The following is a 26,466-nucleotide window of genomic DNA, read 5'->3' as shown; positions in this document are numbered from 1 at the left end:
TAAGTCCGCAGAGCACCCGCCGTTGTTCGGCAGGCCCTCACTGGCTCATTGCCGGGCAAGACGCACGCGGGTGTCCCTGTGCGCTCATCTGAGTCATGTCCACAACACTACCCCCCAATCGAGAGGAGACTGACGAAGTGACAGAACAAGATACCGAGTCGGCGCTCGCCACGGCCCGACGCCAACTCAAACAGGCCGCCGCACACCTCGACATCGACGAGAACATCGTCGAACGTCTGAACCATCCCGCCCGCGTCCACCGCGTCGCCGTCCCCCTAGAGCGCGACGACGGCAGCCTTGACGTGTTCACCGGCTACCGCTCCCAGCACGACGCCGTGCGTGGCCCGTACAAAGGCGGCCTTCGCTTCCACCCGCACGTCACAGAGGACGAGTGCATCGGTCTCTCGATGTGGATGACGTGGAAGTGCGCCGTGATGGACCTCCCCTTTGGCGGCGCAAAAGGCGGCATCGTCGTGAACCCGAAAAAGCTCTCAGACGACGAAAAAGAACGCCTGACCCGGCGGTTCACCCAGGAACTGCGCGACGCCATCGGCCCGATGCAGGACATTCCCGCACCTGACATGGGCACCGACGCTCAGACGATGGCGTGGATTATGGACGCCTACTCGATGCAAGAAGGCGAGACCACGCCTGGCGTCGTCACCGGCAAGCCGCCGGTCATCGGTGGCTCCTACGGCCGCGAGGAGGCTCCCGGACGCTCGGTGGCCATCATCACCCGCCTCGCGTGTGACTACTACGACATGCCGCTTTCCGACACGACGGTCGCCGTCCAAGGATTCGGGTCGGTTGGCGCGAACGCCGCTCGCCTGCTCGACTCGTGGGGCGCGAACGTCGTCGCCGTGAGCGACGTAAACGGCGCAATCTACGACCCGGACGGCCTCGACACCCACGACGTGCCAACGCACGAAGAGGAGCCAGAAGCCGTCATGAAGTACGACGCGCCACAGAAACTCGAAAACCACGAACTGCTCGAACTCGACGTTGACGTGCTCATCCCGGCGGCCATCGGGAACGTCCTCACCGAGGACAACGCAGACAACGTGACCGCAGACCTCATCATCGAAGGCGCGAACGGCCCGACGACGACCGGCGCGGACAAAATCTTCGAGGCGAAGGGTATCCACGTCATCCCCGACATCCTCGCAAACGCAGGCGGAGTCACCGTCTCCTACTTCGAATGGCTCCAGGACATCAACCGTCGTCGCTGGTCGTTAGACCGCGTAAACGAAGAGCTAGAGACGGAGATGAACACGGCGTGGGAAAGCGTGAAAGAAGAGTTCGACACGCGTGACGTGTCGTGGCGCGATGCGGCCTATATCGTTGGCCTCAGGCGGATTGCCGAGGCACATCAGGCACGGGGCGTGTGGCCATAACCGTCGGTTCCACAACGCGAATCCGATAGAAGCCGGTAAACTTCACGAATTCTCGCTGTTCTAACTCGCCGATGAGCGATGGCGAAAGGTCTCTGCCCTGTGCGTCTCCGTCCAACAGTCGCGGTAACGCGCGCTGTTCCGCCTCAGTGAGTTGGTCGAAATCGCAGACGGATGCGTCGACGGGGAGGCGTTCCCGACGTTCGATGACTATTTTCAACGACATAGTTCGTGTGCTACTCGCTAACAAACTACATGGAAATATATAATGATTGTGGCTGGACGACCGGCTATTCTGGTGCCGCGTCTTCGGGCGTGGAGCCTTCGAACATCGACGCATCAGCGTACTGGTCGCGCAGCACCTTTTTGTCGAACTTGCCCGTCGCCGTCTTCGGCACTTCCTTGATGAGCACCACGTCGTCTGGCACCCACCACTTAGGATACTCGTCTTTGACGAGCGCGAGCAGTTCGTCTTTCAGCGCGGCTTCATCAATCCCTTCGTCCGGAACGACGAACGCAATCGGACGTTCTTGCCAGCGCTCGTGGGGCACGCCAATGACGGTCGCTTCTGCGACATCATCGTGAGCCATGAGCGTGTTTTCGAGTTCGACCGAGGAGATCCACTCCCCGCCGGATTTGATGACGTCTTTCGCGCGGTCGACGATTTTCATGTAGCCGTCTTCGTCGATGCTCACCACGTCGCCGGTCTTCAGATAGCCGTCCTCGAAGTCCTCTTCGTTCGCATCGGGGCGCTTGTAGTACTCTTGGGTCACGGTCGGACCGCGAATCCAGAGTTCCCCGAAGTCCTCGCCGTTCCACGGCACCTCCTCGCCATCGTCGCCGACGATTTTGAACTCAAGGCCGGGAACCATCAGGCCTTGCGTCTTGCGCTTTTCCATGTAGCCAGCGTCGTCTAAGCCTTCCAGCCCGGCTTTCATGTGCGCGACAGAGCCGATTGGCGACATCTCGGTCATGCCCCACGCGTGGAGCACCTCGATGCCCTTGTCTTCGAAGTACCGAATCATCGCTTCGGGGGCTGCAGAGCCGCCGATGATGACCTGTTCGAGCGAAGAAACGTCCGCGTCGTTGTTCTTGAGGTAGTCCATCAGGCCGAGCCAGACGGTTGGCACGCCAGCGGTGATGGTGACGCCTTCTTCCTCGATGAGGTTCGCAAGGTCCTCTGGGCTCGGTGATGGGCCGGGATAGACGTGTTTCGCGCCCGCGGCGGTCGTCGAGAAGGGAAGCCCCCACGCGTTGACGTGGAACATCGGCACGACGGGCATCACCACGTCGGTGTCGTGAATGCCGAGGCCCTGTGGGGTGAGCGTCATCATCGTGTGCGCCCAGAGCATCTTCTGGGTGTACTCGACGCCCTTTGGCTTGCCCGTGGTGCCCGAGGTGTAACACATGCCCGCAGGCTGGTCTTCTGAGAGCACCGGCCAGTCGAAGTCGGCGTCGTGGCCGTCGATGAACGACTCGTAGTCCGTGACGTTGTCGAGGTCCGTGTCCGGCACTTCCGAGTCCATCACGACGTACTCCGAGACGCCGTCGAATTCGGGTGCGTCCGTTGCCGCGCCTTCGAGCTTCGGGAGCAGTGACGGGTCAACGAAGATTATCTGGTCGTCTGCGTTTTCGACGATGTACTGGACGTGTTCGTCGGGAAGCAGCGGGTTGATCGTGTGGAGTTGGGCACCAATCGTCGGAATCCCGAAGTACGTCTCGAAGTGACGGTGGTGGTTCCAGCAGAAGGTGGCGACGCGGTCACCCTCCTCGATACCTGCCGCAGTCATCGCGTTTGCGAGTTGCGCCGTGCGGTCTGCAAACTCGGTGTACGTGTAGCGTTCTATACCCCGGTTTGTCCGCGAGACGATCTCGCGGTCGGGATACATCTTTTCTGCGCGCCACAAAAATGGTCGAAGGGTCTGGTCAGTACCACCTGGCATACACGGTAAACGGTGCCGCCGCCTTATGATTCTTGTTACCACAACGCCAGTGACACACCGAGACAGTCACGGAACGTGGCACCAATTTTTCCCACCGCTACACCTATCAGGAATTACTCCATACGACATGTACATGAACAGAAGAATGTTTCTGGGCATGACGGCAGGCATCGGGCTGACCGGGCTTTCGGGATGTGGTTCCGTCCTCGCATCTGTCCCAGCACCTGAACTGTCACAGGACAAACTCGAATCCGGCGGCTGGACGCTCATCGACGAACAAGACAAGAATATGTTCACTGAGTCGTACAGTGGGGCGACGGTCTCTGCGGCCGCCCACACCCTCACCTACGAGGACAGCGACCTTACCGCCCAAATTACAGAGCGTACCCTCGACACGGTTTCGGCCCAGATGGCGGTCTTCTTCGCCAGCCGCGTCGATTTCTCACCGAGTTTGGACAACATGCCCGCCGGTGCCGGGCGCAAAGAGGTCATGGAAGAGACCAAACAGACGGCGAAAGACAACTTCGAACAACGCCTCAAAGACGGTGGACTGGTCGAGATAGCAGAAGGAGACACGAGTTCGTTCACGCCCGAAACTGGCGAGGAAGGCGACCTTGTCGAGTATACCGCCACCTATCCCTTCGAGGGGTTCAGCTTCGACGTGACCGACGAGAAATCCGTCACCGTGGAAGGCGAGGACATTGTCATCAACGGCTGGCTCGCCATCTGGCATCACGACGATTCGATTCTCATCTCGGGTGGGGCGGCTCCGGGAACGAACTACGCAGAGACGATAGAAAAGGAGCTTTCTGCTGGCGTGAGCGTCACCGTCGACATCGACCTCGGGTTGCACCCGGCTTCCTACCGCGACGAGATTTTCTCGCTCATGCGCACCGTCAGCTAACTCGGTAGCTGACCGAAATCCCTTCACCGACAGGCATCACCGCCGTCTCGAACGCCGGGTCAGCCCGCACCGCCTCAAGAAAGTCCGCAATGCCCTGTGTGCCTGCGTCCATCGCCGGGTCGTCGCCCTCGGCCCACGCGAGGAGTTTGTCGAAATCCTGCACCCCAGAGGTCATCGCGTTGTCCGCGATAACGACCCCGCCCGGAGCCACCTTCTCTCGCACCGCGTCGAAGGCGTCTTTGTAGCGCTCTTTTTCGTTGTCGATGAGCACCACGTCGAACGGGCCGTCGTAGGTGTCCACGATGTCGATGGCGTCGCCGTGTTCGAAGCGCGCGCGGGCTGCGACGTCGCCGCGCTCGAAGTACTCGCGTGCGCGGTCGAGTTCGCCTTCATCGATTTCGGTGAGGACGAGTTCGCCGTCTGCGGGCAGGGCGCGGGCGAACCAGTAGGCGGAGTAGCCAAAGCCAGATCCGAACTCGAAAACGCGCTCTGCATCAACCATCGTGGCGAGCAGCTGAAGCCAGCCACCGACCTCGGGGCCGACGGTCGGAAAGCCGATTTCCTCGCCGTAGGTGTCCATCTCTTCTAAAATATCGTCTGGCTCCGGGCCGAGTGCGCGAACGAAGCGAGCCGCCTTCGTTGGGTCAATCGCCGTCATATGTGGGGGTTCTCACTCCACCGCCAAAACGCTTCTAGCGGTTGCGCCCGAGCGGGAACTTGATGCGCTCTGGGTGTTCGTTAAACGCAGTCAATATCCGCTTGTAGAGCTCATTTCTCACCCGTTGGCCCTGTCGTGGGTGCGTGAGATAGCGTAGCCGGAGGTCGACCCACGACTCTTCTTGTCTGATGTTTACGGTTGGGCGGTCGCGCACCTCCAACTCGACGGGCGTCTCTGCGAGTTGTCGCCGGTAGTTTGCGATACTGGCTGCCATCTCGTCGCCGAGGTAGTCGTCGGCCACGTCGATGAGCAAGGACTCGGCGAAATCGAGGTCTGTCTCGAAGGCGACTTGCACGGACAGCTCGTTCCAGATGTGCGGAAAGCCCTCCCACGAGTAGTTGAAGACGTGCGAGGAGAGCACCACGCTGTTCGGGAGGGTGATGATGCGCCCGGAGGGTTGATTCGAGGAGACGAGCTCGCCGTTTATCTCCCAGAGCGTGGTGACGAAGAAGTCAACCGCGACCACGTCACCTTTCGAGCCTTCGATGGCCACGCGGTCACCGACTTGGTACGGTCGTTTGACCATGATGTAGAACCAGCCGATAAAGGAGAACAGTGGTTGCTGGAGCGCGAAGGTGATGGCAAAGCCAACGACCCCAAGGGAGACGAGCAGGCCAACCCACTGCTCGGTGATGATGGCGAAGGCGCTCACGAGCGCGAAGACGATGAACACCAACTGGACGACGTTTTTGATGTCGTGTTGACGTCTGCGGTCTACGAACTGCGTGTTGATGAGCCGGGTCGTAAACAGATAGAGTCCGTAGGCGAGAAACACAATCGCTAGCGTCGAGAGGAGTTTTGCGACGATAAGCGTCGCCTGAAACCCGCTGATGACGAACTCATCGGCCGGGAGGCTGTGTACGAACGCGGCGAGCAGCGCGAAGGCCGCCGCGAGCAAAAACGAGATGACACCGAGAGGACGTTTCACTGTGAAACCAGTCACACCCCCGAAGTAAAACCATTGTCCACCACATCTCTCACGGATTTCCATGAGACGAAGACCCTAGACAACCACTATCATAATTATCAATTCTGCGACAAGTTTATGAACCCCGGGGAGTTTCCCTTCACCACACACGATGGAACCACTCGAAACGCTATCGGCAATCTCGCTCCTCGGTGTCGCACTCGCGGTCATCGGAGAGTTCACAGGAAGTCTGCTCACAACGACGACAGGGCTTGTAACGTTCGTTCTCGCTCTCGCCGTTGCCTTCTTCGTCATGACGTTCCGCCTCGCTCGCGCGACGGCAACGTGGAGTCGCACGACCGACCACATGGCAGACCCGTTCCTGAAGTAAGTAGTATCGATTCTTGATAATTATTCACTCGTCATGAGCGACTGCGCCCACAAGCGCGGGTGTCGAACCACTAGAGGAACGACCGCTCGCGGAAGTACACCACGAGGATAATCGTGATGAGAAACATCCCAAGCAACACGGCGGGGTAGGCGTAGGGCCACTGCAACTCGGACATGTTGAAGGGGCCGCCAGCAAAGTTCATCCCGAACATGCCCGTCACGAGGGTGAGCGGTAAGACGATGGTCGCAACGACGGTGAGCGTCTTCATCACGTCGTTCGTGGACTGTGAGAGCACGTTCAGGTAGATGTCGCGCGCCCCGCTTGCGAGGTCGCGGTAGGTCTCGATGAGGTCTACCACCTGCACGATGTGGTCGTACACGTCGCGGTAGTACTTCTCTGTGGGCTGTTGGATCTGTTTTGGGTCGCCGCGGGCGAGGATGCCAACTGCCTCCCGTGAGGGCCACGCGACTTTGCGAAACGAGAGGAGATCGCGGCGAACCGCGTTGATGGCTTCGAGTATCTCGATGTCCGTCGAGGTCGTCACCTCGTCTTCGATAGCCTCTATCTGGTCTTCGAGTTGGTCTAACACGTCGAAATAGCCGTCTACAATGCCGTCGATGACGCGGTAGGCGGTGAAATCAGGCCCGCGTTCGAGCAACCGCTCGTCTTCGCGCAGGACGGCCTCCCACGTCGTATCGATGGCTTTGATTTTTCGCGTCGAGAGCGTGACCACCCAGTCGTCACCGATGTAGACGCCGACGGGAATGTCGCGGATTTCCTCGTTGAACGTCGTTTCGCCCTTTCTAAGTCGGGCGGTTTTGAGGAGAATAAACGTGTAGTTGCGAAACTCTTCGGTTTTCGGGCGCACGTCGTTTACGACGTCTTCGACCGTGAGCGGGTGGATGTCGAACACTGCGGTCACGTCGAGCAGCTCTTGTTCGTTGGCTTCCGTCGCCGTCACCCACGTCGTTCCCTGGGCGGCTTTCGCCGCGTCAAGGTCGTCGTAGTGGGTGATTGCCCCGTCAGCGAAAACGACCGCTTCGGTTGTCATGCGTCCTCTCCGTGAATCCAACTGATAGAGAGTAAGGTAACGCCGACCATTGCCCCAGTTAGTGACAGTTCGCGCCCCGGGTAGGGTGCGACGATACCGAGGGCGTAGCCGAGCAGGCTGAGAAGGGTAATCGCAATCCCCGCACCCAACACGGTGTTCATACTCACCGTGACACGGCCGCACACAAAAAGGATTACCGCGACGACTAGTGCTCGATGCCCGCGATGAGTTCGTCAACGCGCGCCTGTTCGCCGTCGATTTGCTGTGGATAGACGCCGATGCCGATGACGTAGTCGTCGCCGTCGCCGACGGCCTCGGTAACGTGAATGAACACATCGACTTTCTCGCCGTTTGCGACCTCTGCGCGGGCGCTGAACTTGGTTACCGTCCGGCTCTCTCCGAGCATCGAAACCGAGCGCTCGCCTTCCTGTTGAATGTCACTCAGGCCCTTGTAGGCCGACTGAATCTGCATGACGAACTCCTTTGCAGACCACTCGCCGACGGGGTTGAACGTCTTGCCCGCGATGTCAACTTTCGGCGTCGAGAGGACGATAAAGCGCGCGAGTTCCTGCTCACCGAGCACGCCGAGGTTCACGGAGCGTTTGTACTCTTGGATGTGGTTTGTCACCTCGACCTGCCGCTCTTGGTCTGCAACCGAGAACGACCGCTCGATTGTCTGCTCACCGGAGGAATCCGGCGCTTTTTCGTAGTCAGTCTCTTCGAGGGATGCCGAGGCGACCGTCGCGGTCTCGGCCGAAAACTGGAGTGCCTCCGACCCTGTCAGGAAGCCAATACATCCGCTTAGTGAACCAACTGCCCCCATCGAAACCAGGGCAAGTGCTCTACGCCGTGATATCATCTGTTGTGCGCGTCTTACTCTTTGTTCCATATAAGTCTCTTGGCCTACCAATCAGTATGGGTGCACGTACCAAAGCAGCAAAACGCAATCTGTCGTGGCCTACGTCAGAGCCGGTAGGTCGGGCCGTCGTCCGAATCTTCGATGGTGACGCCGAGGGCTTCGAGTTCGTCGCGCAGTTCGTCTGCCCGGTCGTAGTTGCCTGCCTCTCGTTCCTGTTCGCGCACCCGGAGCACGAGGTCGACGACCTCACCGGCGAGCGACACGTCGCTTTCCGGTTCGCCACCGAAGGTGAACCCAAGGACGCCGCCGCCGAGTTCCTCGAACAGCGTGATCGCCTCGTGGAGGCCCTTGTAGTCGAACTGGGCTGCGTCGTCTGCGTGGCGGTTGACCGCCGAAACGAGTTCAAGGAGCGCCGCGAGCGCCTCGCGGGTGTTGAAGTCGTCGTTCATCGCCTCGGTGAACGACTCACGGGTCGCCACTAAGGCATCTCGAAGCGCCTCGTCTACGACCTTGCCGGAGGCGTCGACGCTGTCGCAGGCTTCAACCGCGCGTTCGTAGCCCCGCGAGAGCGTCTCCCAGCGCTTTTGGGCTTCAGTGAACGTCGCCTCGTTGAACAACTGCGTGCGGTTGTACGCGGCGGACATGAGGAACATCCGAACCACGTCCGTGCCGTACTCGGCGACGATGTCTTTGGCCGTCGAGAAGTTGCCGAGGCTCGTGGACATCTTCTCACCCTCGGTTTCGAGCAGGCGAACGTGAAGCCAGTAGCGCGCGAACTGCTTGCCAGTGGCTGCCTCGCTCTGGGCGACTTCGTTTTCGTGGTGCGGGAAGACGAGGTCTTGGCCGCCGACGTGGATGTCGATAGTCTCGTCTAAATGGGTCATCGACATCGCAGAGCACTCAATGTGCCAGCCCGGTCTGCCGTCGCCCCACGGCGAGTCCCACACCTCGCCGCCGGGTGGGGCGTCGTCGGGATGTGCTTCGCCGGCTTTCCAGAGCGCGAAGTCTGCCGGATTGCGCTTTTCTGAGCGTTCGGTCGGGTCGCCTTGTGCCTCTAAATCCTCGACCGACTGATTCGAGAGTTTGCCGTAGTCGGGGAATTTCGTCACGTCGAAGTAGACCGACCCGTTTGACTCGTAGGCATAGCCCTTCTCCATCAGCGTCTCGATGAGCGATTCGATTTCGGGGAGATGTTCTGAGACGCGGGGGTAAATCTCCGCGCGTTTGAGGTTGAGCGAGCGCATGTCCGCGAGCGTCTGCTCGATGAAGTGGCGTGCCACTGCCGCCTCGTCGTCGCCCAAGTCATCGTCACCAATGCGCGCGACGATTTTCTCGTTCACGTCGGTGAAGTTCTCGACGTGGTGGACGTCGTAGCCGAGAAATTCGAGCCACCGGTGCATCACGTCAACGTGCACCCACGAGCGAGCGTGGCCGAGATGCGCGAAATCAGAGACGGTGAGGCCACAGTAGTAGAGAAGAACGGAATCCGGGTTCTGTGGCGTGAACACCTCGCGCTCACCAGTGAGCGTATTCGTCACGTGTAGCGTCATTGTCGAAGGATACTGAGCAAAGGTGTTTGAATCCGTCGGTGGCAGGTTCACGCACTCGCGTCTGCGGGAGACAGCGAGACGAAAAACGTCGCCCCGCCCACGTCGTTGCTGCAAAGATGTGTTCCTGTTCGTCGGGGTGGACATACTCAAATGCGTTATCGCCGAGAAGATCGCCCGGTTCGTAGCCAACTACCCGTGAGGGAGAGGGACTTTCATTCACAACCGCTCCCGATTCATCGAGAGCAGTGAAAATGGCAGAGGAGCCTTCAATCAGCGCCTGAAACTGCTCCTCGGTGTGGGTGAATCACCCATTTATACATCAATTCTGTGAGTATAGCAAATGAACATTACTCTCCGATAGCCCGATACTGTGGTACGGCTGATAACTCGCGTTCGACGGTTCGCAACGCGGTCGGGCCGTCACGCCGAGTGACGACGACGATGAGCGCGTCCTCTGTACCTGCGGCGGCGAGCGGTTCGATGTCCGCGAGGGCGAGACAGGACAGCACGTGCCCGAGTGCCGTCACCGACACATCACCTGCGACGACAATGCCCGTAAGCGCACCCGCGCCGGGGACGAGATGCGTCTCGCCAACGGTAACGAGCGCGTCGGTGGCCTCACCTTCCCCGAGTCCGCTTTGCATCGAGACGCGCGGGGTGCAGTCAGTTTGGGTGAACGCTGGTATGTCCGTGGCGAAGCGACGCAGTGCGGCCGTGACGGCTTCCGTGTCACCGATGTCGAGAAAGCGAGCGGCGGCGGTGTAGTTGACGACATCTGCTCTGAGTGCGAGGTGGAGAAAGGGATGCCCGCGAACGGCGGCCCGCGTCTCCGAGGCGAGTGAAGACATACTGTCTCATTTCGGTCACGATGATTTAGTCGTTCGGTGGAAGCGATGCAAATACTCATTAGCCGAGAGATGAGAACACACCACATGCTTCGCGCGACCCTCTATCTCGACTTGCAGTGTGACTGTGTCCTGAGCGAAATCACGGGCGAGGGAGACGAATCGTTCACCGTCACGCAGGAAGAAGTGTTGGACGACGAGTACATCACGTTCCTCATCGAAGCCGGTGAGCGAAGCGACCGTTTCGAAGCACGCCTTCGCGCAGACGAGATGGTGACCGAGGTAGAGCGCATCGGCACCTCCGGATTGCTCGTCACCAAACGCTCGTGTGGCGCGTTGCCCATCATCCGCGAAAACCACGGTATGCTCCACGGGTTAGACCGCGTGAACGGCAACGAACGCGTCTTCGACGTCATTGTGTTCCGACGCGAAGACCTGAAAGCCATCGTCACAGACCTCCGGAAAATCGGCAGCGTCAGACTCGGCCGCTTGACGCCGGTCGATGACACCACCAGTTCGCTTTCGACGCGCCAAGAGGAGGTCATCAGAGCCGCCTTAGAACAGGGATACTTCGACTGGCCCCGGCGCATCGACGCAGAGACACTTGCGGGGCAACTCGACATCACGCACACGACGCTGTTAGAACACCTGCGGAAAGCCGAGAAGAAACTCCTCACCGAAGCGCTCCACCAGGCGTCGACGCAGGTTGCCGTTGGCAATCCACCCGTCGCTCCCGGCCCATCTACGTGAGGCAGATAGCCCCCGTGTTTTTCCGGAAGCCTATTTAAAAGCCCTACATTTGTAGGACAAAGTCGTTCATGGTAGACCATGGTATTCCACACCATGGCTAACGAGGCAGGCAACCGACCAGCGAAGCACACCAGACGACGATTTTTACAGGGCACGGGCGCGACCGCATCCGCACTCGCCCTCGCCGGCTGTCTCGGCGGTGGCGGCGGCGGTGGAGACGGCGAAAGCACTACCGTTCGTTACCTCTCAGACCGCGGCGATTCGAAGGAAGTGATGGACTCGATTATCGCCGAGTTCGAAGACCAGAGCGACTACACCGTCGAGGTGACCTACACCTCGAAGGGGACGTCGACCGACCAAGAGATGCAGAAGATGGTGGCGGCGGGCAACCCACCAGACATCCTCTTTGACACCTCAACCGACGCCTACCGCCTTCAGCGAGACGGCGTCCTCGCCCCGCTCACAGACGCGGTGTCGAACAACGACCTCCCCGACCCCGTGAACGTAGACGGCGAGTCCTACTTCGCGGCGGCGATGGTCGAACCGCTGATGGGCTGGTACCGAAGCGACATTTACGACGGCAACCCGGAGACGTGGGAGAACTGGCAGGCAGAGGCACAGCGCGTCTCCGAAGAGGAGGACATGCAAGGGTACATCGTCCAGTCCGGCCAGACGAACAACGCCGACACGCAGATGACCCAGTACCTCTGGCAAAACGACGTCCAAATCTACTCCGGGCCATCCGACAACATCGAGGTCACGGTGGACAAAGGCGACAACCGAGCCGCCGCCATCGAGACCTTCGAGTGGGTTCAGCAGATGGCAGAGTACTCGCCAAACGGCAGCGGCTGGGAGTGGGGCGATGCGATTGGCGCGCTCCAACAGGAGAACGCCGCCGCGGGCGTCTCCGTGGGTGGATTGCCCATTCTCATCATGTCCAGCAACCGCCCGGATTTGGTCAAGAAGTTCAGTCCGATGCCGTTCCCCGTCCCACAGGGGAAAGCACAGGACAAGTGGTGGGCGTACATGGAGGGCCACCTCGTGCGAAACGACGGGCAGGCCACCGAAGGCGCCCAAGAGTTTGTGAAGTTCTTCAACCAATCCGAGAAGTTCTTCGACTTCGTGCTCTCTGCACCGCTGTTCCAGTTCCCACCGAGCCGCGAACAGCTCGACAGCGATGCGGTCAAAAACAACGAGATGCTAAACGAGTATCCCGAAGTCCTCCAGCTCGTCAAGGACAACTGGGACGTGTTCACGTCCGTCCTCGCCACGGGCGACGAGGGTGCGCCGAACCTGCTCGCCGCAGACGGCTACGGCAATCAGGTGTTCGGACAGGCCGCAGACCAACTGCTCGTCGGCGGCAAATCTCCGGAGGAGACCGTCGATTGGCTCGCTGAAAAGCTCCGTAGTCTCAAGCGATGAGCGTCAGCCTGAAAAACCGCCTTCGACCCTCCGACTTAGACGGGAGTACGTGGCTGTTGCTCGTGTCGTTCGTCCCGCTGGTGGCGTTTTTCATCGTCGTGTGGGTCGTTCCGATAGCGTACGCCCTTGGGATGAGTCTGTTTCAGAATCCAGTGCGCAATCCGACGTTCGTCGGGCTTGGCAACTACATCTCACTGCTCACAGAGCCGACGTTCTGGGGCTTTCTCTGGAACAGCGTTGTCTACGCGATTGCGACGACAGGCCTCAGTCTCATCCTCGGCCTCGGGCTTGCGCTCGTCGTGAACCAGAAGATTCGCGGCGGTGCGGCCCTGCGGACGCTGATGATTTTCCCCTACCTGTTGCCCACGCTCGTGGTCATCTTCATGTGGAAATTCATCTTAGACCCGAACATCGGCGTGCTCAATCAGGTGCTCGAAAATGCGGGCTTCATCGACGAACCAATCGCCTTCTTCTCGACGCTGACGTGGGCGATGCCCGCCGTCGTCATCACGAGCGTTTGGAAGTTCGCCTCGTTCGCGTTTTTCATCCTGCTCGCGCGCTTGCAGGCCATCGACCCCGACCTGTACGAACGGGCGCGGGTCGAGGGCGCGACGACGTGGCAGGCGTTTCGCGACATCACGATGCCCCACCTCCGGGGAGCCATCCTCATCATCCTCCTCGTCCGGGGCATCTGGATGTTCAACAAGTTCGATATCATCTATCTCACCACCAGAGGTGGACCGCTTCAGCAGACGACCACCCTCCCAATCAGGGTGTTCCAAATCGCATTCAACGAGGTGAACTTCGGTGAGGCAACGGCGCTCGCAGGTATCATGTTCTTCCTGCTCGCGGCGGCTGCCATCGTCTACTTCCGCACGTTCGCGCCGGAAGCGGAGGTGGCTCACTGATGGCGACGGCTGATTCCAGTTGGTTCGACCACCGAACCCAACAGCGCCTCCAGCGAATCGCCCTCTACGTCACCGCCTTGCTCATCACGACGTTCGTCGTGGTGCCCGTCTACCTGATGGTGGTCATCGCCCTGCAGTCTCCGGCAGCCACCTTCGCAGGCGGTCAGGTGAACCTCATCCCGTCAGAGATTACAGCACGAAACTTCCTCGTCCTGCTCGACACGACGGAGACGGTTCGCTACTTCACGAACAGTCTCATCGTCACGGCAAGTTCGACGCTGCTCTCGACGGCGATTGCGATTGCTGCGGGCTACGGCCTCACCCGCTTCGAGTTCCGCGGCAAATCCATCGCGGCTCGTGCGGTGCTGTTCAGTTACATGTTCAGCCCCATCGTGCTCGCCATCCCGCTGTACGTGATCTTCTACAGTCTCGGGCTGTTGAACAGCTACTTCGCGCTCACACTCGCGCTCACGGCCATCTCCGCGCCGTTCACCATCTGGCTGATGTGGCAGTACTTCCAGACGGTGCCCCTCTCGCTTGAGGAGGCAGCATGGGTGCGCGGCGCGAGTCGGTTCCGGACGGTGTGGGACGTGGTTTTGCCCGTTGCCCAGCCGGGTTACATCTCGGCGGCTATCTTCGCGTTCGCCGTCGCGTGGAACGATTTCACCATGGCGCGTATCGTCATGAGCAACGACGACATGTACACCATCAACGTCGGCGCGAGTCTGTTCTTAGACCGCGTCACCATCGGATGGGGCGAGACGATGGCCGTCTCGCTGCTCATCTCCATCCCCCCATTCCTCATCGCGCTGTTCCTCCAGCGATACCTGCTGCAGGGGTTCAGCGTCGGAGGACTCGAATAACTATGGCACAATCCATTCGACTCGACACGGTTCGCAAAGAGTTCACAACACTCGGCAAGACGCACGTCGCCGTAGACGACATTTCACTGGAGATTCCCGCCGGTTCCTTCACGACGCTCGTCGGGCCTTCGGGGTGTGGGAAGACCACCACCCTGCGGATGCTCGCCGGGCTTGAGACACCCACCGCCGGGCGGATTCACTTCGGTGACGACGACGTGACCGACTTGCCCCCACAGAAACGCAACGTCTCGATGGTGTTCCAGTCCATCGCGCTCTACCCGCACATGAGCGTCCGCGAGAACATCGGCTACGGCCTCAAGATTCACGGCGTCCCGAAAGGAAAGCGCGACGAGAAAATCGAGGAGGCCGCCCGCGTGCTCCAAATCGAAGAGCAGTTGGAGAAGATGCCCGCCGAACTCTCCGGGGGCCAACAACAGCGCGTTGCCCTCGGCGGTGCGTTCGTCCAAGACCCGGAGGTTTTGCTCTTGGACGAGCCGATGAGCGACTTAGACGCGAAACTCAAATCCGAGTTACGCGTCGAAATCCAGCGCCTCCACCAGGAGTTGGACACCACCATCGTCTACGTCACCCACGACCAGACGGAAGCGATGACCATGTCAGACCGCGTGGTGCTCCTGCGCGAGGGACACGTCGCGCAGTTCGACCCGCCGCGGACGCTGTTCCACCGGCCACAGTCCGAGTACGTGGCGAGCTTCATCGGCACGCCTTCGACCAACTTGCTCCGGTGTTCGGTCACGGACGCAGACGGCACCGCAACCGTCGAAGGCCACGGCATTCGCGTGCCCGTTGGCTCCCAGCTCGACGCCCATCTCGGTAACACGGTCACCCTCGGCATCCGCCCGCAGTACCTCAGCCCGAGCGCTGGTGACATCCGATTTACGGTGACCGCAGAGGTCGTCGAACCACTTGGCACGGAGTCGGTGGTACACGGCAAAACCACGGATGGCACCCGCGTAGACGTGGTTTCGCCGGAAGTCGATGACGTGCAACCGGGCGACGAACTCACCGTGGGCTTCGACCGCGAGGACTGCTACATCTTCGGGGCGGACGGCGAGACGATTTGCTTCGGTGACGACCTCGCGGCAAACCAAACGCAGGTTCCATGAGCGACCGGCCACTCTCTGATGTGACCGTGCTCGAACTCGGGCACATCGTCGCCGGGCCGTTCTGCTCGCTCCTGCTCGCGGACATGGGTGCGCGGGTCATCAAGGTCGAACACCCAAAGGGCGGCGACCTCGTGCGCGACTCATCGCCACTTGGCAACAGTTCGTTCAACTACGTCAACCGGGACAAAGAGAGCATCACGCTCGACTTGAAAACCGACGACGGGGTCGACATCTTCCACCAACTGCTTGACGACGCAGACGTGGTGGTCGAGAACTTCAAGCCGGGCACCGCAGAGCGGCTTGGCGTCGGCTACGACTCGCTGAAAGAGCCGTACCCACGGCTCGTATACTGTTCGATAAAGGGGTTCAACGAAGGCCCCTACGCCGACCATCCCGCCCTCGACCCGGTCGCAGAGGCGCTCTCGGGGCTGATGAGCGTGACCGGCCATCCCGGCGAACCGCCCGTCCGGTCGGGGACGAGCGTCGCGGACATGGCCGCCTCGCTCTACGGCGCAATCGGCATCCTCGCCGCACTTCGCCAGCGCGAGGAGACCGGCGAGGGGCAGAAAGTGTCCGCGCCGCTGTTCGAGAGCACCGTCGCCCTCATGGGGTATTGGCTCTCGTTCACCCAAGCCTACAACGACGTGCCGGAACCGCTCGGCGCGGGCCACCCGAACTGGGCACCCTACGACGTGTTCCGGAGCGCAGACGAAAAGTGGGTGTTCGTCGGGCCGTCGGGCGAACACCAGTGGCACGCCCTGTGCCGAGCGCTCGACCTCTCGCTACACGAAGACAGCCGCTTCGAGACGATTGCCGACCGCCGCGAGAACGTCGACGTGCTCACGGACTTGCTCGCCGTCGAACTCCGCCAGTTCGACCGCACAGAGATTGTGGACAAACTCCGCGAGGCGAGCGTTCCCGTCGCGCCCGTGAACAACATCCGCGAGGTCTGTGACGACCCACACCTCGAGGCGACGGACGCACTCACGACCGTGCACGTCGCAGAAGGCGACGGCGACAGCGTGAACGTGCCGCGCTCGCCCATCCGCTCGTCTGCGTTCTCGCCTATCGACTCGGAGGACCCGCCGACGCTCGGTGAACACACCGGCTCCATTCTCGCCAGTCTCGGCTATTCGAGCGCAGAAATCGACGCGCTCAGAGAACAGGGCGCTATCTGACCGCGCGGGCGAGCGAGAGCGCGTCGTCCAGTTCCACTTCTTCTCTCTCACCAAGCGTTTCGAGCAGCGCCGCCACCCGCTCGTCGGTCGGTTCGACGCCTGCACGCGAGAGCAATCGGCGGGCCGCACCGCGCCCCGTATCGGGGCCGAACAGAAGGCGGCGTTCGCCACCAAACTCGGCGGGGTCAAACGGCTCGAACAGCGCCGGGTCGTCCAACATTGCGGCGGTGTGCAGGCCCGATTCGTGGGAGAAGACTTGGTCGCCGAGCAGTGGTTTCCAGTCGGACACGTCCTCGCCGAGCGCGTCGAGCACGGCGTGGGCATGGGTGAGCAGATTCGCGGTGTCGATGTTCGAATCAACGCTCTCTTCGCCAAGTAATCCGGCGACGACGAACTCCTCTGTCGGGACGTTTCCGGCGCGTTCACCGATGCCCGCGATTGACACGTCAACGCGTCCGATGCCCATGTCGGCGGCCGTGAGGGCGTTTGCGGTGGCGACGCCGATGTCGTCGTGGAAGTGGACGCCCACTCGCGAGAGGTCGGTGTCGAGAGCCGTGAGCGTTTCTTCGACGCCGCGAGGCGTTCGCACGCCGACGGTGTCAGCGAGGGTGACGTACTCGGCATCGACGGCTTCGACGACGGTTGTGAGAAAGTCGAGGTCCGTGCGAAAGCCGTCCATCGCGGTGAAGTGGACATCGAGGCCGGTGTCGTGGGCAACATCGAGTGCCTCGTGGACGGACGCGAGCAGGTCGTCACGAGATTTTCCGAGCATGAACTCGCGTTGGGCGTCGCTCGTCGGCGCAAACAGGTCGATGACGTCTACACCCGCCTCGACGGTGGCTTCGATGTCGCCTTCGATGGCGCGGGCGATGCCGGTCGTTTTGGCGTCGCCGTCGTATCTGTCTGCGACGCGCTTCGTGCGGTCGTCTGCGACGGGAAAGCCGAGTTGGATGTAGTCTACGCCGAGAGCGTCGAGGTGGCGGGCGGCGGCGACCTTTTCATCGACCGAGAAGCGCCGACCGGGGCGTTGCTCTCCCTCGCGGAGGGTGACGTCGAGCAGTTTCATGGTGGAAAGAGGAATGCGACGACCAAACGATTTCGCCCTGCATGTGTGGGTTTCCGCGGGCGAAGCCGCTAAGGCCGACCTGTCCTAACGGATGATAATAATGAAGGCGCTCGTGATTGCCGCCCACGGCTCGCATCTGAACGCGGAGTCGAGCACCCCGACGTTCGCCCACGCGGACACGATTCGAGCAGCGGGCGTGTTCGACGAGGTGCGCGAAGCGTTCTGGAAAGAGGAGCCGTCGTTTCGTGAAGTCATTCGTACGCTCGAAAGCGACGAGGTGTACGTGGTCCCGCTGTTCATCAGCGAGGGCTACTTCACCGAACAGGTGATTCCCCGGGAGCTGCGCCTTTCGGGATGGGACGTGGCCGACTGGGGGTCTGATGGGCTGAGCGCGACGCACGTCACGCTCACGAGCGAGGATACTGGGAAGACGGTCCACTACTGCGGGCCGGTCGGCACTCACGAGTCGATGACCGACGTGATTATCCGGCGGGCGGAATCGGTGACGAGTGACCCCGAGGTCGGGCCGGGGTTCGGTCTCGCCGTCGTCGGCCACGGCACCGAGCGCAACGCGAACTCCGCGAAGGCGATTCACTACCACGCAGACCGCATCCGTGATTCAGGGCGGTTTGCCGAGGTGGAGGCGCTGTTCATGGACGAAGAGCCGGAGGTAGACGACGTGACCGACTACTTCGAATCGGCGGATATTGTTGTGGTACCGCTGTTCATCGCAGACGGCTTTCACACCCAAGAGGACATTCCGGAAGACATGGGCCTCACCGACGACTATCGCACGGGCTACGACGTGCCTGCGACAGTCGATGGCCACCGAATCTGGTACTCGGGCGCGGTTGGCACAGAACGCCTGATGGCGGACGTGATTCTCGAACGCGCTGCGGACGCGGGTGCACCGGTGGGTGACGCCATCGAAACCGTCCGCGAAGCGACCCGCGCCGTGGGAGGTGCGCGATGACCGACGCCCAGCGCGCCGCGCTCAGGGAAGCCGCCGCAGACGGCGTTTCCTGTGACGGCCTCGTCGTCTCGAAAACAGATGACGGCTACACGTTCGAAACCCCCGCGACGAGCCACGAGGGATTGAGCGAGGAAGCGTTCGACGCCGTCGCCACAGACCACCCGTGGCTCGTGTCGAACTGGGACTACTGGCAACGCCTCGATGACCCGGCCCGCCGTGCGTTTTTGCGGTATCTGGAACGTGCAGACGAGACGAGCGTGGCGACCCGCTACGAACAGCTCGGCGACGGCATCGAAACGGAATGGGGCGAACTCAGCATCACCGCGTCGATTTCGGGAGCGGGCGAGCGCACCTACCGCGTGTGTCACATTGCGGACGCAGAGGCAGAAAAGGAAACGTTGGCCACCTACACCGACCCGCTCTCAGCCCGCGACATTGCGAAACGCGACGCGGATGGTCGGTATCGACCGCTCAAAACCGCGCCGACGCTCGTCGGTGGCTGGGAGTTCGTCTCCCTCTCTGGGCGCGAGTTGCTCCAGACGGTCGATTTCTTCTACCCCGCGACGGTCGCAAACTGGTATCGAGAGCAGGAAGGCGAACTTGACGTGACACACTTCCGCGAGACCGCAGAGCGCCAGACCGGGATTTACGACATCATCGACGAGCTTCCGGCGGCAGCCGTCGAATGGGTGGCGGAAGCCTGCTGTGTGGATTCCCAATGCCTGAAGCGTCGGGAGTGGGACGAGGATGCAGAGACGCCCCTCTCCGTGCCGCGCGGTGCGGGTGAGTTCCCGTGCAGAGAGCCGTGTTCACTGGTTGTGGCGGCGGCGCGAAAGTGGACGAAACTCGAACAGGAATCAGAGCAGACGTACGAGCTGACGCTGACTGAAAGCGAGTTTGAGCAGGTAGGAGAACTGGTCGAAGCGGTGGCGGAGGGGCGCGTAGACGAGATTCGAGAAGCGGACGTGTCCGATGGTGCAAACCGGTATCGGGCGCGCTACCTGCGGGCAAAGCGGATGGCCGACGGACGATTCGAGCGCACGGAGCGCTAGCGGAGTTTCCGGAACAGCGGCCAGAACGGCAGCGCAAGCGTCACGGCGACGGCCAGTATGAGTGGCATGAACGATCCGCCAGTGACATCGGTTCGACTATCGACGATGAGCAGGCCCACGAGGCAAGCGAACAGGTACAGCCACGCTAACACCGCCTTTGACTTCACCCGGTCTGTGAACGGTTTGCGCCACGCACCAAACATGCCAGCGTTCTACCACAGCAGCGCTAATAAGTTTCAGTCAGACGAGCGTAGGACGGTTTATATACTTCAGATTGTGTGAAATTACGAAAGTGTAAGATAAACTGAGACGAGGACGCCCGCGAGCACCGCGAGCACGCCAAACAAGAAGACGGTGCTGTTTGCGGTGACCAACGCGACGAGCGCGAGGACGAGCGCGGCGACGCCGAGTACTAACACTGGCACATCTTTCGCCTCAAGGGTGAAGTCCTCGAACAGCCCACCGGAGGGCTCGGGATTCGGAACCGGTTTGCCGAGCGATTCATCGACTTCGACCGGCTGTTTTTCGACGGTTGGCTCGGCAATATTCACGTCGATGAACTTCGTCTCCGCGCCGTAGGCGGAGACGACTTTGAGCTTCCCGCGAACCGGCCGCTTGCCGTCGAACACGGAGATGCGAACCGGCCGGGTGGATGCGGATTTTACGTGGTGATTTCCCGCTTCGAGGGTGGCCACTTCGGAGAGTGCATCGTCTAGGTGCAGGTGGACGTGTACCGGCTCGCCGTGATTGACGAGGTTGACGGTGAACGACTCCCCCGTCTCAAAAGAGTCCGGTGTCTCAAGTGCGTGGAGTCGACCGCGGTTGACGTGCACGGGAAGCGTATCGGACACGTCAGACAAGTCTACGGGACAGTAGAAAAAGGTTCAGGCTGCAATGTCCTCCCGCATGTCCGGCGGGAGGAGGTTGGGGATGCCGTCCTCGATGGGGAACCGCTCGCCACACTCGGTGCAGACGAGCGTCCCGGAGAGGACTTCGTCGTCGTCGCGTTCGTCAACCTCTAGTTCGAGGTCGCTCTTGTCCATCGGACAGCAGAGAATGTCCATCAGCGATTCCTTCATCGAAGCTCACCCGTGGTCATAGTGAAAGTGTGGGAAGGTATCGCTAAAAGCGTGACGGGTCTGCTCCCGTCTATTCGAGCGGGTTCTCTAAGATGACCGTCTGGTCACGGTCTGGACCCATGCCGACGGCGAAGATGTCGGTGTCGAGTTCGTCGCTGATGTATTCGAGGTAGGTCTGTGCATTGTCCGGAATCGCGTCCCAACCGTCTTCTGCGACGGCGCTCCAGTCAACGTCGTCCCAGCCTTCGAACTCCTTGTAGGTCGGCTCACAACGCGCCCACTGTTCGGTGGTCGGTGGGACGGTGAAGATTTCTTCTCCGTCGAGGGTGTAGGAGTGGCCGACTTTCAGGTCGCCGAGCCCGGCGAGCACGTCGATATGGTTGATTGCAAGGCCGGTAAAGCCGCTCGCGCGCTCTGCGTGGCGGAGCATCGGCATGTCGAGCCAGCCGATACGGCGTGGGCGGCCGGTGACGGTGCCGAACTCGCCGCCTTTCTCTCGAATCTGGTCTGCGAGCGGTTTCATGTCGCCGTCGAGTTCGGTCGGGAGTGGTCCCGTGCCGACCCGCGAGAGGTAGGATTTGACGATGCCGACCACGTCGCCTTTGCCGACAATCGTTGGGGCAACGCCCGTGCCGACGGCCGCGCCGCCGGAGGTTGGGTTCGAGGAGGTGACGTACGGGTAGATACCGTGGTCGATGTCGATGGAGGTGCCCTGTGCGCCCTCGAACATGACGTTCTTCCCGTCTTTGATGGCGTTCGTGAGGAACTCGCCTGCGTTCACGGTCATTTCGCCTTCTGCGAGGCGCTCGCCGAAGCGTTTGTACTGCTCGAAGAGGGCGTCAACGTCGAACTCGTCGCCGACTTCGACGCCGAACACGTCTTCTGCGAGGGCCCGTTTTTGGGGAACGACGTATTCGAGACGCTCGCGGAGGACTTCGGGGTCGAGCAAGTCGCCAATGCGGATGCCGCGGCGACCGGCTTTGTCCTCGTAGGTCGGGCCGATGCCGCGGCCCGTGGTACCGGCGTCCAAGTCGGAGTCGGACTTTGCCGTCTCCTCGATGCCGTCTAGCACTTTGTGGTACGGGAGGATGACGTGCGCGCGTTCTGCGACACGGACGTCCGGTGAGAGACCGCGCTCCGCGAGCGCGTCAATCTCCGAGAACAGGGTTTCTGGATTCACGACACAGCCGTTGCCGAGGACGCCGATTTTGCCCCGGACGGCCCCGCTCGGAACGAGCGAGAGTTTGTATTCTTCGCCGTCGTGGACGACGGTGTGGCCTGCGTTGTCGCCGCCCTGGTAGCGGGCAACGATGTCGGCATTGTCGCCCCAGAGGTCGACGACGCCGCCTTTGCCCTCGTCGCCGAGCTGCGAACCGACGATGGTTACGGTCATACGCGGCAGTTCCTGTTACCGGGGTAAACCGATTACGAAATTGGCGACGGGATAAACTCACCACGCGTGTCATGTTCTATCGCAAGCCGAAGCGTTAATTAATGCCACACGCGAAGTCCGAATCTACCATTCTATTCGGGGTATGGCGACAGCAACCTTTAAAAGCTTCAAACACAAGTTAACAAATGCCATGATAGACCGACTTGAGAAGGAAGTCGATATGCTGGAACGTCACCTTCAAGTCCTGAAGATGGTCATCGAAAACGAGCCCATCGGGATCGTGAAGATGTCCAACGAAACCGGCTACCCGCACCACAAAGTACGCTATTCCCTCCGCGTGCTCGAAGAGGAGAACCTCATCGAGCCATCGAGTCAAGGTGCAATCACGACCGACCGAACCAAGGAGTTCGTTTCCGAACTCGACGGCAAGGTCGACCTGATCATCGAAAAGCTCGAAGGAATGAAAATCGAAGGCGCGACCGAACTCGCATAATCGTTCTTCGCTAGCTACCTCAAATACCGTCTGCAACGCGCAGACGCCTCTCTTTCGTTTAGTTACGTCATTGAACGTCCCTACAGCTCAGGGACGTTCATATAGAACTCGCCGCCGCGAGCTTCGACGAGACACAGGTGATAGCCCTGCTTGCGCGAGAGCTTCACGAAGCTTTTTCGCTTATCCCGACTGAGCAGGCCACCGCCCGCGGCATCGACGGCCGTTTCGAGCGCCTCTGGCTCGTAAAAGCTCGTCGTGACGAAGAAGGCAGCGCTCAGACTGTTCGAGGTCTCTGCGACTCGCGTGCTTTGTTTGACGAGCGAGGCGAGCATCGATTCGGTGGCCGGGTCGCGCGAGTCGTTGAAGTTTGCGACTACGAGCGGGTTGCCCATCCGGTCGCGCAACACCACGTCGAATCTGAGTTGTTCGCGGTGTTCCTCGCCGTTCTCTATGTATTTGACGCCGACGTTCGCGTTTAGCTCTGCGCGGTCGATTTTCGGAATCGCCTCGTAGAGTTCTCCAAGCGCGTTCGTGTTTCGCGTGTCCGCGATCTCGAACAACAGCGTCTGAATCGTCCACGCAACGAAGCGATACTCGACGGTGTTCGTGAGGAACGTCTCGAACTGCTCGCCGTTTACGGCAACAGAGGACGAATCGAACTGCGTGTGGTGTTCGATACGGAGATTCTCGATGACCTCTTCTGGCTTCGCCTCGCCGTGGAAGGCTTTTTCGAGCGTTGCCTTCCCCTTCGTGTGATAGCGGATGAAAAGATTCGTGCCGTCTAAGGCGTCCGCGGGCGAGAGGGTCTGTTCGCGGCCAACGGCCGCCCCACTCGCTTCGGCCTGTGAGAGCAGGTCTTCGAGGCGCTCTACCTCCGCTTCGAGACGTTCAACTTCGGCGGCGAGGTCGTCGCGCTCTGCGCGCAGGTCGTCTCGTTCCGTGTTGGCCTGTTCGAGTTGTGCTTCGAGGCGCGTCACCTCGTTTTTCTGGTTTTGCAGGTCGGCTTTGAGTTCTTCGAGTTCGGGAGCCGGTTGCTTTGGAGCCGACTGCTTCGGCGGGGCGTTTGGCGTGCCCGTCGCCCGCTCTGACACCGATTCGCGGACGCGAGAGCGCTCAGGCGCGCGTTGCTCGTCCGGGCTGGACGCCGTGTCGATGCGCGCGCTCGACTCTTCTGTCTTCGCCGGGTCAAGTGAGGGAATCGACCGCGTTTCGAGGGCCTTCGCGCTCAGACTCGACGCGCTCGGGGCGCGGCTGACCTCTGCGGGCGTTCGGTCTTCAGACCGCGGCAACCTCGACGACGGCTGGGACGCTGCCTCCGCGAGCGGGTCTGGAGTATTCTCGGTCGCTGATTCGGGCGCTGGCTCCGATTCAGGCTCCGGTGCTGGTTCCGGTTCGGTGTCCGTGTGAGCCTCAACTGACTCAGCCCCACCGTTTGCCATGGCTGGCTCCGACGGGGCATCCTCAACAGCACTGTCGGGGTCTTCCACTTGCTCGTCGGCTTCGAACTCGGGTTCTGGCTCCGGTTCTGGTTCCGGTTCTGCTTCGGGTTCGGATACTTCTTCGACTTCTGGCTCAGCGATCGGCTCCGGTTCTGGCTCCGGCTCGGAAGGCTCTGGCAAGTCGATGATGTCGATGTCAACCGCGTTCACCGAATAAATCCCGACTTCGTCCGCCGCGCGGTCGAACGCTTCGTCGTCCGTGAGCATCCGGCCGCTGTTGCCGACGAAGGCGATGCTCTTTGCGCGCCCGGCGTAGTAGACAACGTAGTAGTCGCCAGAGAGCACGTTCTCAGACAGCTCGATGTAGCCGCTGAAGTTGCCGCTCGTGAGCTGGTCGTCGACCTCACGAAGCGGCGTGTCGTTCGTATAGTACTTCGCGCGAGTCTCACCGTCTGCTTGTTGCATGAACAACAGCAGGGGGAGCGACGAGTGGGGCGCGGCGTACGCCGTGCCGGTTGCGTCTTCGAACGCCGCAATATCACCGTCTGCGATGCCGACGACGCGGCCGTTCAGCATGAAGAGCCACGCGCCGCCTGCAGATACCGCGCCGGAGAACGCCTCGTCGGCGAGCGTATGCAGGCCTCGGTAGCCTTCTGCGAACGACCGAGCGTCCCACGCCTGGATTCGCTCGACCGTAGTTTGGTCCATAGTCACAAAAGCAAGAATAACGGCAAATACTTTCCGCACGACTCATCAGATTCTGGAAAGAAAGGTGAGAGAGGCCGACGCAGTTAGAGTTTGGACTCAGCGTCTTCTGCAAGCTCTTGCATCCGCTTTCCTATCCGGCCTGCGTTCGAGAACTCGTCTTCGCTCATGGCGCTTGCAAGCGCGTTGCCGAGCACGAAGACGGCGTGTTTGTGCTCGCTTTTTGACTTGTGGACATCGGCTGGCGTGACGTCGAGTTGGTAATACGGGTCAAAGAGGGTCGCGTCAACGCCCGAGATTTCCGAGTAGTTCTCCATGATAGTCACCATCTGCTCGTGCAGCTGGAGAAGTTCATCTTTGTGCATTAGCGGGAGTTTAGCGAGAACGCCGCTTAAGAATTTCTGACAACTGGTACCACAATTCGCCGGGTTAGAAGACGTACTCGTCTTCGTGGCCCATCATCCCGTCGTCTTCGAACCCACCCATAGGCTCGTCGTCCATCGGCCCACTCGTCTTGTACGCCTTGAGCCCGGCTGAGATGAGTTGCTGGACGGCTTCTTCGCGGTTCAGGAATTCGCCGCTCTCTACCATCTGCGTAATCTGCATCTCGAGGTGCTCGGGGATTGTTAGCTCAACTTTGGGCATCGGAATAGTCGCCGCTTCGTGGGAGCCGTATTTAACTCTGACGGGGAGTGCGATTCGCGCTACGTGAAGACATGTGACTCACTTTCCACGCACCAGCCTGCCAGCAGAGGCGAGCTGTGAGCCACACGGTGGCGGGAGTGCGGAAAAGTCGCCACTGCAAAAACCGGTTCGACAACCCTTACGACTTTCCGACACGTAGCTCTGGTATGAGCAAGCGAGACGTGACGGATGTCTACACAGAGTTCGGTGAAAAACGCCTGCCACCGGGACAGCGAGAGACGTCTCGGTTCCCTGTCCTCTCGAAGGGCGGAACGCCGAAGTGGAACAAAGAAACGTGGAAATTCGAGGTGTGGGGTGCCGTCGAGAATCCACTCACGCTCTCGTGGGAGGAGTTCATCGACCTACCGAGTGAGACACAGGTACAGGACTTTCATTGTGTCACCGGCTGGAGCAAACTCGACTGTACGTGGACGGGTGTGACGTTCCCGACGCTCGCAGAACACGCACAGGTACGCGACGACGCCACCCACGTCATGTTCTACGGAATGGACGACTATTCGACTGACCTCCCGCTCGCAGAGTGCATGCGCGACGAGATGCTGTTCACGTGGGAGTACGAGGGCGAACCCCTCGAACCCGACCACGGCGGCCCGCTGCGCGTCGTGATGCCCCACCGCTACGCCTACAAGGGCGCAAAGTGGGTCACTGGCGTCGAGTTCCTCACCGAACCCGAGCGCGGCTACTGGGAGAAACGCGGCTACTCGCAGACGGCGAATCCGTGGAACGAGGAACGCTATAGTTAGGCTAAATAGTC

At 60.7% G+C, this 26,466-nt stretch carries 28 protein-coding genes and 2 pseudogenes; 13 read left to right on the top strand and 17 right to left on the bottom strand.

The window, feature by feature from the left end; genetic code table 11:
* The first annotated feature begins 95 nt into the window (after nucleotides 1-95).
* Complete coding sequence (gene gdhB, locus V5N12_RS09135) at nucleotides 96-1,394, top strand: glutamate dehydrogenase GdhB (RefSeq protein ID WP_332898855.1); 1,299 nt, start codon at nucleotides 96-98, stop codon at nucleotides 1,392-1,394.
* Between the two features lie 287 nt (nucleotides 1,395-1,681).
* On the opposite strand, the gene V5N12_RS09130 is transcribed toward gdhB, so the two are convergent.
* On the bottom strand, nucleotides 1,682-3,334 hold the full coding sequence (locus tag V5N12_RS09130; protein WP_332898854.1) for a long-chain fatty acid--CoA ligase: 1,653 nt from the start codon (nucleotides 3,332-3,334) through the stop codon (nucleotides 1,682-1,684).
* A 133-nt stretch (nucleotides 3,335-3,467) separates the two neighbouring features.
* Here V5N12_RS09130 and V5N12_RS09125 point away from each other — a divergent pair, with 133 nt between their 5' ends.
* On the top strand, nucleotides 3,468-4,238 hold the full coding sequence (locus tag V5N12_RS09125; protein ID WP_332898853.1) for a hypothetical protein: 771 nt from the start codon (nucleotides 3,468-3,470) through the stop codon (nucleotides 4,236-4,238).
* Here V5N12_RS09125 and V5N12_RS09120 read toward each other — a convergent pair.
* Nucleotides 4,231-4,896 carry an O-methyltransferase gene (locus tag V5N12_RS09120; RefSeq protein WP_332898852.1) on the bottom strand — a complete coding sequence of 222 codons (666 nt, stop codon included), beginning with the start codon at nucleotides 4,894-4,896 and terminating at the stop codon, nucleotides 4,231-4,233. The genes V5N12_RS09125 and V5N12_RS09120 overlap by 8 nt on opposite strands.
* Nucleotides 4,897-4,930: 34 nt before the next feature.
* Nucleotides 4,931-5,884, bottom strand: coding sequence for a mechanosensitive ion channel family protein (locus tag V5N12_RS09115; RefSeq protein ID WP_332898851.1), 954 nt, complete (start codon nucleotides 5,882-5,884; stop codon nucleotides 4,931-4,933).
* 151 nt (nucleotides 5,885-6,035) lie between these two features.
* Between V5N12_RS09115 and V5N12_RS09110 the strand changes: the two genes are divergently transcribed.
* The gene (locus V5N12_RS09110) at nucleotides 6,036-6,254 is read left to right on the top strand and encodes a hypothetical protein (protein ID WP_332898850.1); all 219 of its coding nucleotides are present in this window, start codon (nucleotides 6,036-6,038) and stop codon (nucleotides 6,252-6,254) included.
* A 70-nt stretch (nucleotides 6,255-6,324) separates the two neighbouring features.
* Here the strand turns inward: V5N12_RS09110 and corA are convergent, their stop codons facing one another.
* The 6 genes and pseudogenes from corA to V5N12_RS09085 form a co-directional block, all read right to left on the bottom strand.
* Complete coding sequence (corA, locus tag V5N12_RS09105) at nucleotides 6,325-7,305, bottom strand: magnesium/cobalt transporter CorA (protein ID WP_332898849.1); 981 nt, start codon at nucleotides 7,303-7,305, stop codon at nucleotides 6,325-6,327.
* Complete coding sequence (locus tag V5N12_RS09100) at nucleotides 7,302-7,466, bottom strand: hypothetical protein (protein ID WP_332898848.1); 165 nt, start codon at nucleotides 7,464-7,466, stop codon at nucleotides 7,302-7,304. Before V5N12_RS09100 ends, corA begins: the two co-directional genes overlap by 4 nt.
* Before the next feature lie 44 nt (nucleotides 7,467-7,510).
* Entirely contained in the window at nucleotides 7,511-8,128 is a 618-nt protein-coding gene (locus tag V5N12_RS09095; protein ID WP_332898847.1) for a DUF6517 family protein, read from the bottom strand.
* 140 nt (nucleotides 8,129-8,268) lie between these two features.
* Nucleotides 8,269-9,714, bottom strand: coding sequence for a cysteine--tRNA ligase (gene cysS, locus V5N12_RS09090; protein ID WP_332898846.1), 1,446 nt, complete (start codon nucleotides 9,712-9,714; stop codon nucleotides 8,269-8,271).
* A pseudogene (locus V5N12_RS17155) lies at nucleotides 9,680-9,997 on the bottom strand (PAS domain S-box protein); the annotation flags it as partial. The gene cysS and the pseudogene V5N12_RS17155, both read right to left, overlap by 35 nt.
* A gap of 64 nt (nucleotides 9,998-10,061) precedes the next feature.
* Entirely contained in the window at nucleotides 10,062-10,562 is a 501-nt protein-coding gene (locus V5N12_RS09085) for a DUF7523 family protein (protein WP_332898845.1), read from the bottom strand.
* 84 nt (nucleotides 10,563-10,646) lie between these two features.
* Between V5N12_RS09085 and V5N12_RS09080 the strand changes: the two genes are divergently transcribed.
* The 6 genes and pseudogenes from V5N12_RS09080 to V5N12_RS09055 form a co-directional block, all read left to right on the top strand.
* Nucleotides 10,647-11,309, top strand: coding sequence for a helix-turn-helix domain-containing protein (locus V5N12_RS09080; protein WP_332898844.1), 663 nt, complete (start codon nucleotides 10,647-10,649; stop codon nucleotides 11,307-11,309).
* A 93-nt stretch (nucleotides 11,310-11,402) separates the two neighbouring features.
* A complete protein-coding gene (locus V5N12_RS09075) occupies nucleotides 11,403-12,731 on the top strand; it encodes an ABC transporter substrate-binding protein (protein ID WP_332898843.1) in 1,329 nt (442 codons plus the stop codon).
* Nucleotides 12,728-13,639: a carbohydrate ABC transporter permease gene (locus V5N12_RS09070; protein ID WP_332898842.1), complete on the top strand. Its 912-nt coding sequence runs from the start codon at nucleotides 12,728-12,730 to the stop codon at nucleotides 13,637-13,639. The genes V5N12_RS09075 and V5N12_RS09070 overlap by 4 nt, the downstream gene beginning before the upstream one ends.
* Nucleotides 13,639-14,502, top strand: coding sequence for a carbohydrate ABC transporter permease (locus tag V5N12_RS09065; RefSeq protein WP_332898841.1), 864 nt, complete (start codon nucleotides 13,639-13,641; stop codon nucleotides 14,500-14,502). Before V5N12_RS09070 ends, V5N12_RS09065 begins: the two co-directional genes overlap by 1 nt.
* A gap of 2 nt (nucleotides 14,503-14,504) precedes the next feature.
* A complete protein-coding gene (locus tag V5N12_RS09060) occupies nucleotides 14,505-15,629 on the top strand; it encodes an ABC transporter ATP-binding protein (RefSeq protein ID WP_332898840.1) in 1,125 nt (374 codons plus the stop codon).
* A pseudogene (locus tag V5N12_RS09055) lies at nucleotides 15,605-16,807 on the top strand (CaiB/BaiF CoA transferase family protein); the annotation flags it as partial. The gene V5N12_RS09060 and the pseudogene V5N12_RS09055, both read left to right, overlap by 25 nt.
* On the opposite strand, the gene V5N12_RS09050 reads toward V5N12_RS09055, so the two are convergent.
* A complete protein-coding gene (locus V5N12_RS09050) occupies nucleotides 16,800-17,873 on the bottom strand; it encodes a LeuA family protein (RefSeq protein WP_332898838.1) in 1,074 nt (357 codons plus the stop codon). The pseudogene V5N12_RS09055 and the gene V5N12_RS09050 sit on opposite strands and share 8 nt — an antisense overlap.
* Before the next feature lie 100 nt (nucleotides 17,874-17,973).
* Between V5N12_RS09050 and V5N12_RS09045 the strand changes: the two genes are divergently transcribed.
* Complete coding sequence (locus V5N12_RS09045; RefSeq protein WP_332898837.1) at nucleotides 17,974-18,846, top strand: CbiX/SirB N-terminal domain-containing protein; 873 nt, start codon at nucleotides 17,974-17,976, stop codon at nucleotides 18,844-18,846.
* Nucleotides 18,843-19,898 (top strand): DR2241 family protein, encoded by a 1,056-nt coding sequence (locus V5N12_RS09040; RefSeq protein WP_332898836.1) that lies wholly within the window; start codon nucleotides 18,843-18,845, stop codon nucleotides 19,896-19,898. The genes V5N12_RS09045 and V5N12_RS09040 overlap by 4 nt, the downstream gene beginning before the upstream one ends.
* Here the strand turns inward: V5N12_RS09040 and V5N12_RS09035 are convergent.
* The 4 genes from V5N12_RS09035 to V5N12_RS09020 form a co-directional block, all read right to left on the bottom strand.
* Entirely contained in the window at nucleotides 19,895-20,101 is a 207-nt protein-coding gene (locus V5N12_RS09035) for a hypothetical protein (protein ID WP_332898835.1), read from the bottom strand. The genes V5N12_RS09040 and V5N12_RS09035 overlap by 4 nt on opposite strands.
* 81 nt (nucleotides 20,102-20,182) lie before the next feature.
* Nucleotides 20,183-20,749: a DUF7524 family protein gene (locus V5N12_RS09030; RefSeq protein ID WP_332898834.1), complete on the bottom strand. Its 567-nt coding sequence runs from the start codon at nucleotides 20,747-20,749 to the stop codon at nucleotides 20,183-20,185.
* 33 nt (nucleotides 20,750-20,782) lie between these two features.
* On the bottom strand, nucleotides 20,783-20,977 hold the full coding sequence (locus V5N12_RS09025; protein ID WP_332898833.1) for a methytransferase partner Trm112: 195 nt from the start codon (nucleotides 20,975-20,977) through the stop codon (nucleotides 20,783-20,785).
* A 70-nt stretch (nucleotides 20,978-21,047) separates the two neighbouring features.
* Nucleotides 21,048-22,370, bottom strand: coding sequence for an adenylosuccinate synthase (locus V5N12_RS09020; RefSeq protein ID WP_332898832.1), 1,323 nt, complete (start codon nucleotides 22,368-22,370; stop codon nucleotides 21,048-21,050).
* Between the two features lie 190 nt (nucleotides 22,371-22,560).
* On the opposite strand from V5N12_RS09020, the gene V5N12_RS09015 reads away from it, so the two are divergent.
* Nucleotides 22,561-22,863: a hypothetical protein gene (locus V5N12_RS09015; protein WP_332898831.1), complete on the top strand. Its 303-nt coding sequence runs from the start codon at nucleotides 22,561-22,563 to the stop codon at nucleotides 22,861-22,863.
* Nucleotides 22,864-22,943: 80 nt separating this feature from the next.
* Here V5N12_RS09015 and V5N12_RS09010 read toward each other — a convergent pair whose 3' ends face one another.
* From V5N12_RS09010 to V5N12_RS09000, 3 genes are all read right to left on the bottom strand, one after another.
* Nucleotides 22,944-25,010: a DUF7527 domain-containing protein gene (locus tag V5N12_RS09010; protein ID WP_332898830.1), complete on the bottom strand. Its 2,067-nt coding sequence runs from the start codon at nucleotides 25,008-25,010 to the stop codon at nucleotides 22,944-22,946.
* 83 nt (nucleotides 25,011-25,093) lie between these two features.
* On the bottom strand, nucleotides 25,094-25,372 hold the full coding sequence (locus tag V5N12_RS09005; protein ID WP_332898829.1) for a UPF0058 family protein: 279 nt from the start codon (nucleotides 25,370-25,372) through the stop codon (nucleotides 25,094-25,096).
* A 64-nt stretch (nucleotides 25,373-25,436) separates the two neighbouring features.
* Nucleotides 25,437-25,652 (bottom strand): DUF7120 family protein, encoded by a 216-nt coding sequence (locus V5N12_RS09000; protein WP_332898828.1) that lies wholly within the window; start codon nucleotides 25,650-25,652, stop codon nucleotides 25,437-25,439.
* A 206-nt stretch (nucleotides 25,653-25,858) separates the two neighbouring features.
* On the opposite strand from V5N12_RS09000, the gene V5N12_RS08995 reads away from it, so the two are divergent.
* Nucleotides 25,859-26,455 carry a sulfite oxidase-like oxidoreductase gene (locus V5N12_RS08995; RefSeq protein ID WP_332898827.1) on the top strand — a complete coding sequence of 199 codons (597 nt, stop codon included), beginning with the start codon at nucleotides 25,859-25,861 and terminating at the stop codon, nucleotides 26,453-26,455.
* The last annotated feature ends 11 nt before the right edge of the window (nucleotides 26,456-26,466 follow it).

It is taken from the genome of Haladaptatus sp. CMSO5 (assembly GCF_036689885.1).
Classification (GTDB): domain Archaea; phylum Halobacteriota; class Halobacteria; order Halobacteriales; family Halococcaceae; genus QDMS2.
Note: the sequence above shows the minus strand (reverse complement) of the source record. Positions and strands in the feature narration are given on the sequence as shown.

Excerpts from the sequence above, each read along its gene's own strand:
- gdhB (WP_332898855.1), top strand. The coding sequence starts at position 96 with ATGTCCACAACACTACCCCCCAATCGAGAGGAGACTGACGAAGTGACA.
- V5N12_RS09130 (WP_332898854.1), bottom strand. The coding sequence starts at position 3,334 with ATGCCAGGTGGTACTGACCAGACCCTTCGACCATTTTTGTGGCGCGCA.
- V5N12_RS09125 (WP_332898853.1), top strand. The coding sequence starts at position 3,468 with ATGAACAGAAGAATGTTTCTGGGCATGACGGCAGGCATCGGGCTGACC.
- V5N12_RS09120 (WP_332898852.1), bottom strand. The coding sequence starts at position 4,896 with ATGACGGCGATTGACCCAACGAAGGCGGCTCGCTTCGTTCGCGCACTC.
- V5N12_RS09110 (WP_332898850.1), top strand. The coding sequence starts at position 6,036 with ATGGAACCACTCGAAACGCTATCGGCAATCTCGCTCCTCGGTGTCGCA.
- corA (WP_332898849.1), bottom strand. The coding sequence starts at position 7,305 with ATGACAACCGAAGCGGTCGTTTTCGCTGACGGGGCAATCACCCACTAC.
- V5N12_RS09100 (WP_332898848.1), bottom strand. The coding sequence starts at position 7,466 with ATGAACACCGTGTTGGGTGCGGGGATTGCGATTACCCTTCTCAGCCTG.
- V5N12_RS09095 (WP_332898847.1), bottom strand. The coding sequence starts at position 8,128 with ATGGGGGCAGTTGGTTCACTAAGCGGATGTATTGGCTTCCTGACAGGG.
- cysS (WP_332898846.1), bottom strand. The coding sequence starts at position 9,714 with ATGACGCTACACGTGACGAATACGCTCACTGGTGAGCGCGAGGTGTTC.
- V5N12_RS09085 (WP_332898845.1), bottom strand. The coding sequence starts at position 10,562 with ATGTCTTCACTCGCCTCGGAGACGCGGGCCGCCGTTCGCGGGCATCCC.
- V5N12_RS09080 (WP_332898844.1), top strand. The coding sequence starts at position 10,647 with ATGCTTCGCGCGACCCTCTATCTCGACTTGCAGTGTGACTGTGTCCTG.
- V5N12_RS09075 (WP_332898843.1), top strand. The coding sequence starts at position 11,403 with ATGGCTAACGAGGCAGGCAACCGACCAGCGAAGCACACCAGACGACGA.
- V5N12_RS09070 (WP_332898842.1), top strand. The coding sequence starts at position 12,728 with ATGAGCGTCAGCCTGAAAAACCGCCTTCGACCCTCCGACTTAGACGGG.
- V5N12_RS09065 (WP_332898841.1), top strand. The coding sequence starts at position 13,639 with ATGGCGACGGCTGATTCCAGTTGGTTCGACCACCGAACCCAACAGCGC.
- V5N12_RS09060 (WP_332898840.1), top strand. The coding sequence starts at position 14,505 with ATGGCACAATCCATTCGACTCGACACGGTTCGCAAAGAGTTCACAACA.
- V5N12_RS09050 (WP_332898838.1), bottom strand. The coding sequence starts at position 17,873 with ATGAAACTGCTCGACGTCACCCTCCGCGAGGGAGAGCAACGCCCCGGT.
- V5N12_RS09045 (WP_332898837.1), top strand. The coding sequence starts at position 17,974 with ATGAAGGCGCTCGTGATTGCCGCCCACGGCTCGCATCTGAACGCGGAG.
- V5N12_RS09040 (WP_332898836.1), top strand. The coding sequence starts at position 18,843 with ATGACCGACGCCCAGCGCGCCGCGCTCAGGGAAGCCGCCGCAGACGGC.
- V5N12_RS09035 (WP_332898835.1), bottom strand. The coding sequence starts at position 20,101 with ATGTTTGGTGCGTGGCGCAAACCGTTCACAGACCGGGTGAAGTCAAAG.
- V5N12_RS09025 (WP_332898833.1), bottom strand. The coding sequence starts at position 20,977 with ATGAAGGAATCGCTGATGGACATTCTCTGCTGTCCGATGGACAAGAGC.
- V5N12_RS09020 (WP_332898832.1), bottom strand. The coding sequence starts at position 22,370 with ATGACCGTAACCATCGTCGGTTCGCAGCTCGGCGACGAGGGCAAAGGC.
- V5N12_RS09015 (WP_332898831.1), top strand. The coding sequence starts at position 22,561 with ATGATAGACCGACTTGAGAAGGAAGTCGATATGCTGGAACGTCACCTT.
- V5N12_RS09010 (WP_332898830.1), bottom strand. The coding sequence starts at position 25,010 with ATGGACCAAACTACGGTCGAGCGAATCCAGGCGTGGGACGCTCGGTCG.
- V5N12_RS09005 (WP_332898829.1), bottom strand. The coding sequence starts at position 25,372 with ATGCACAAAGATGAACTTCTCCAGCTGCACGAGCAGATGGTGACTATC.
- V5N12_RS09000 (WP_332898828.1), bottom strand. The coding sequence starts at position 25,652 with ATGCCCAAAGTTGAGCTAACAATCCCCGAGCACCTCGAGATGCAGATT.
- V5N12_RS08995 (WP_332898827.1), top strand. The coding sequence starts at position 25,859 with ATGAGCAAGCGAGACGTGACGGATGTCTACACAGAGTTCGGTGAAAAA.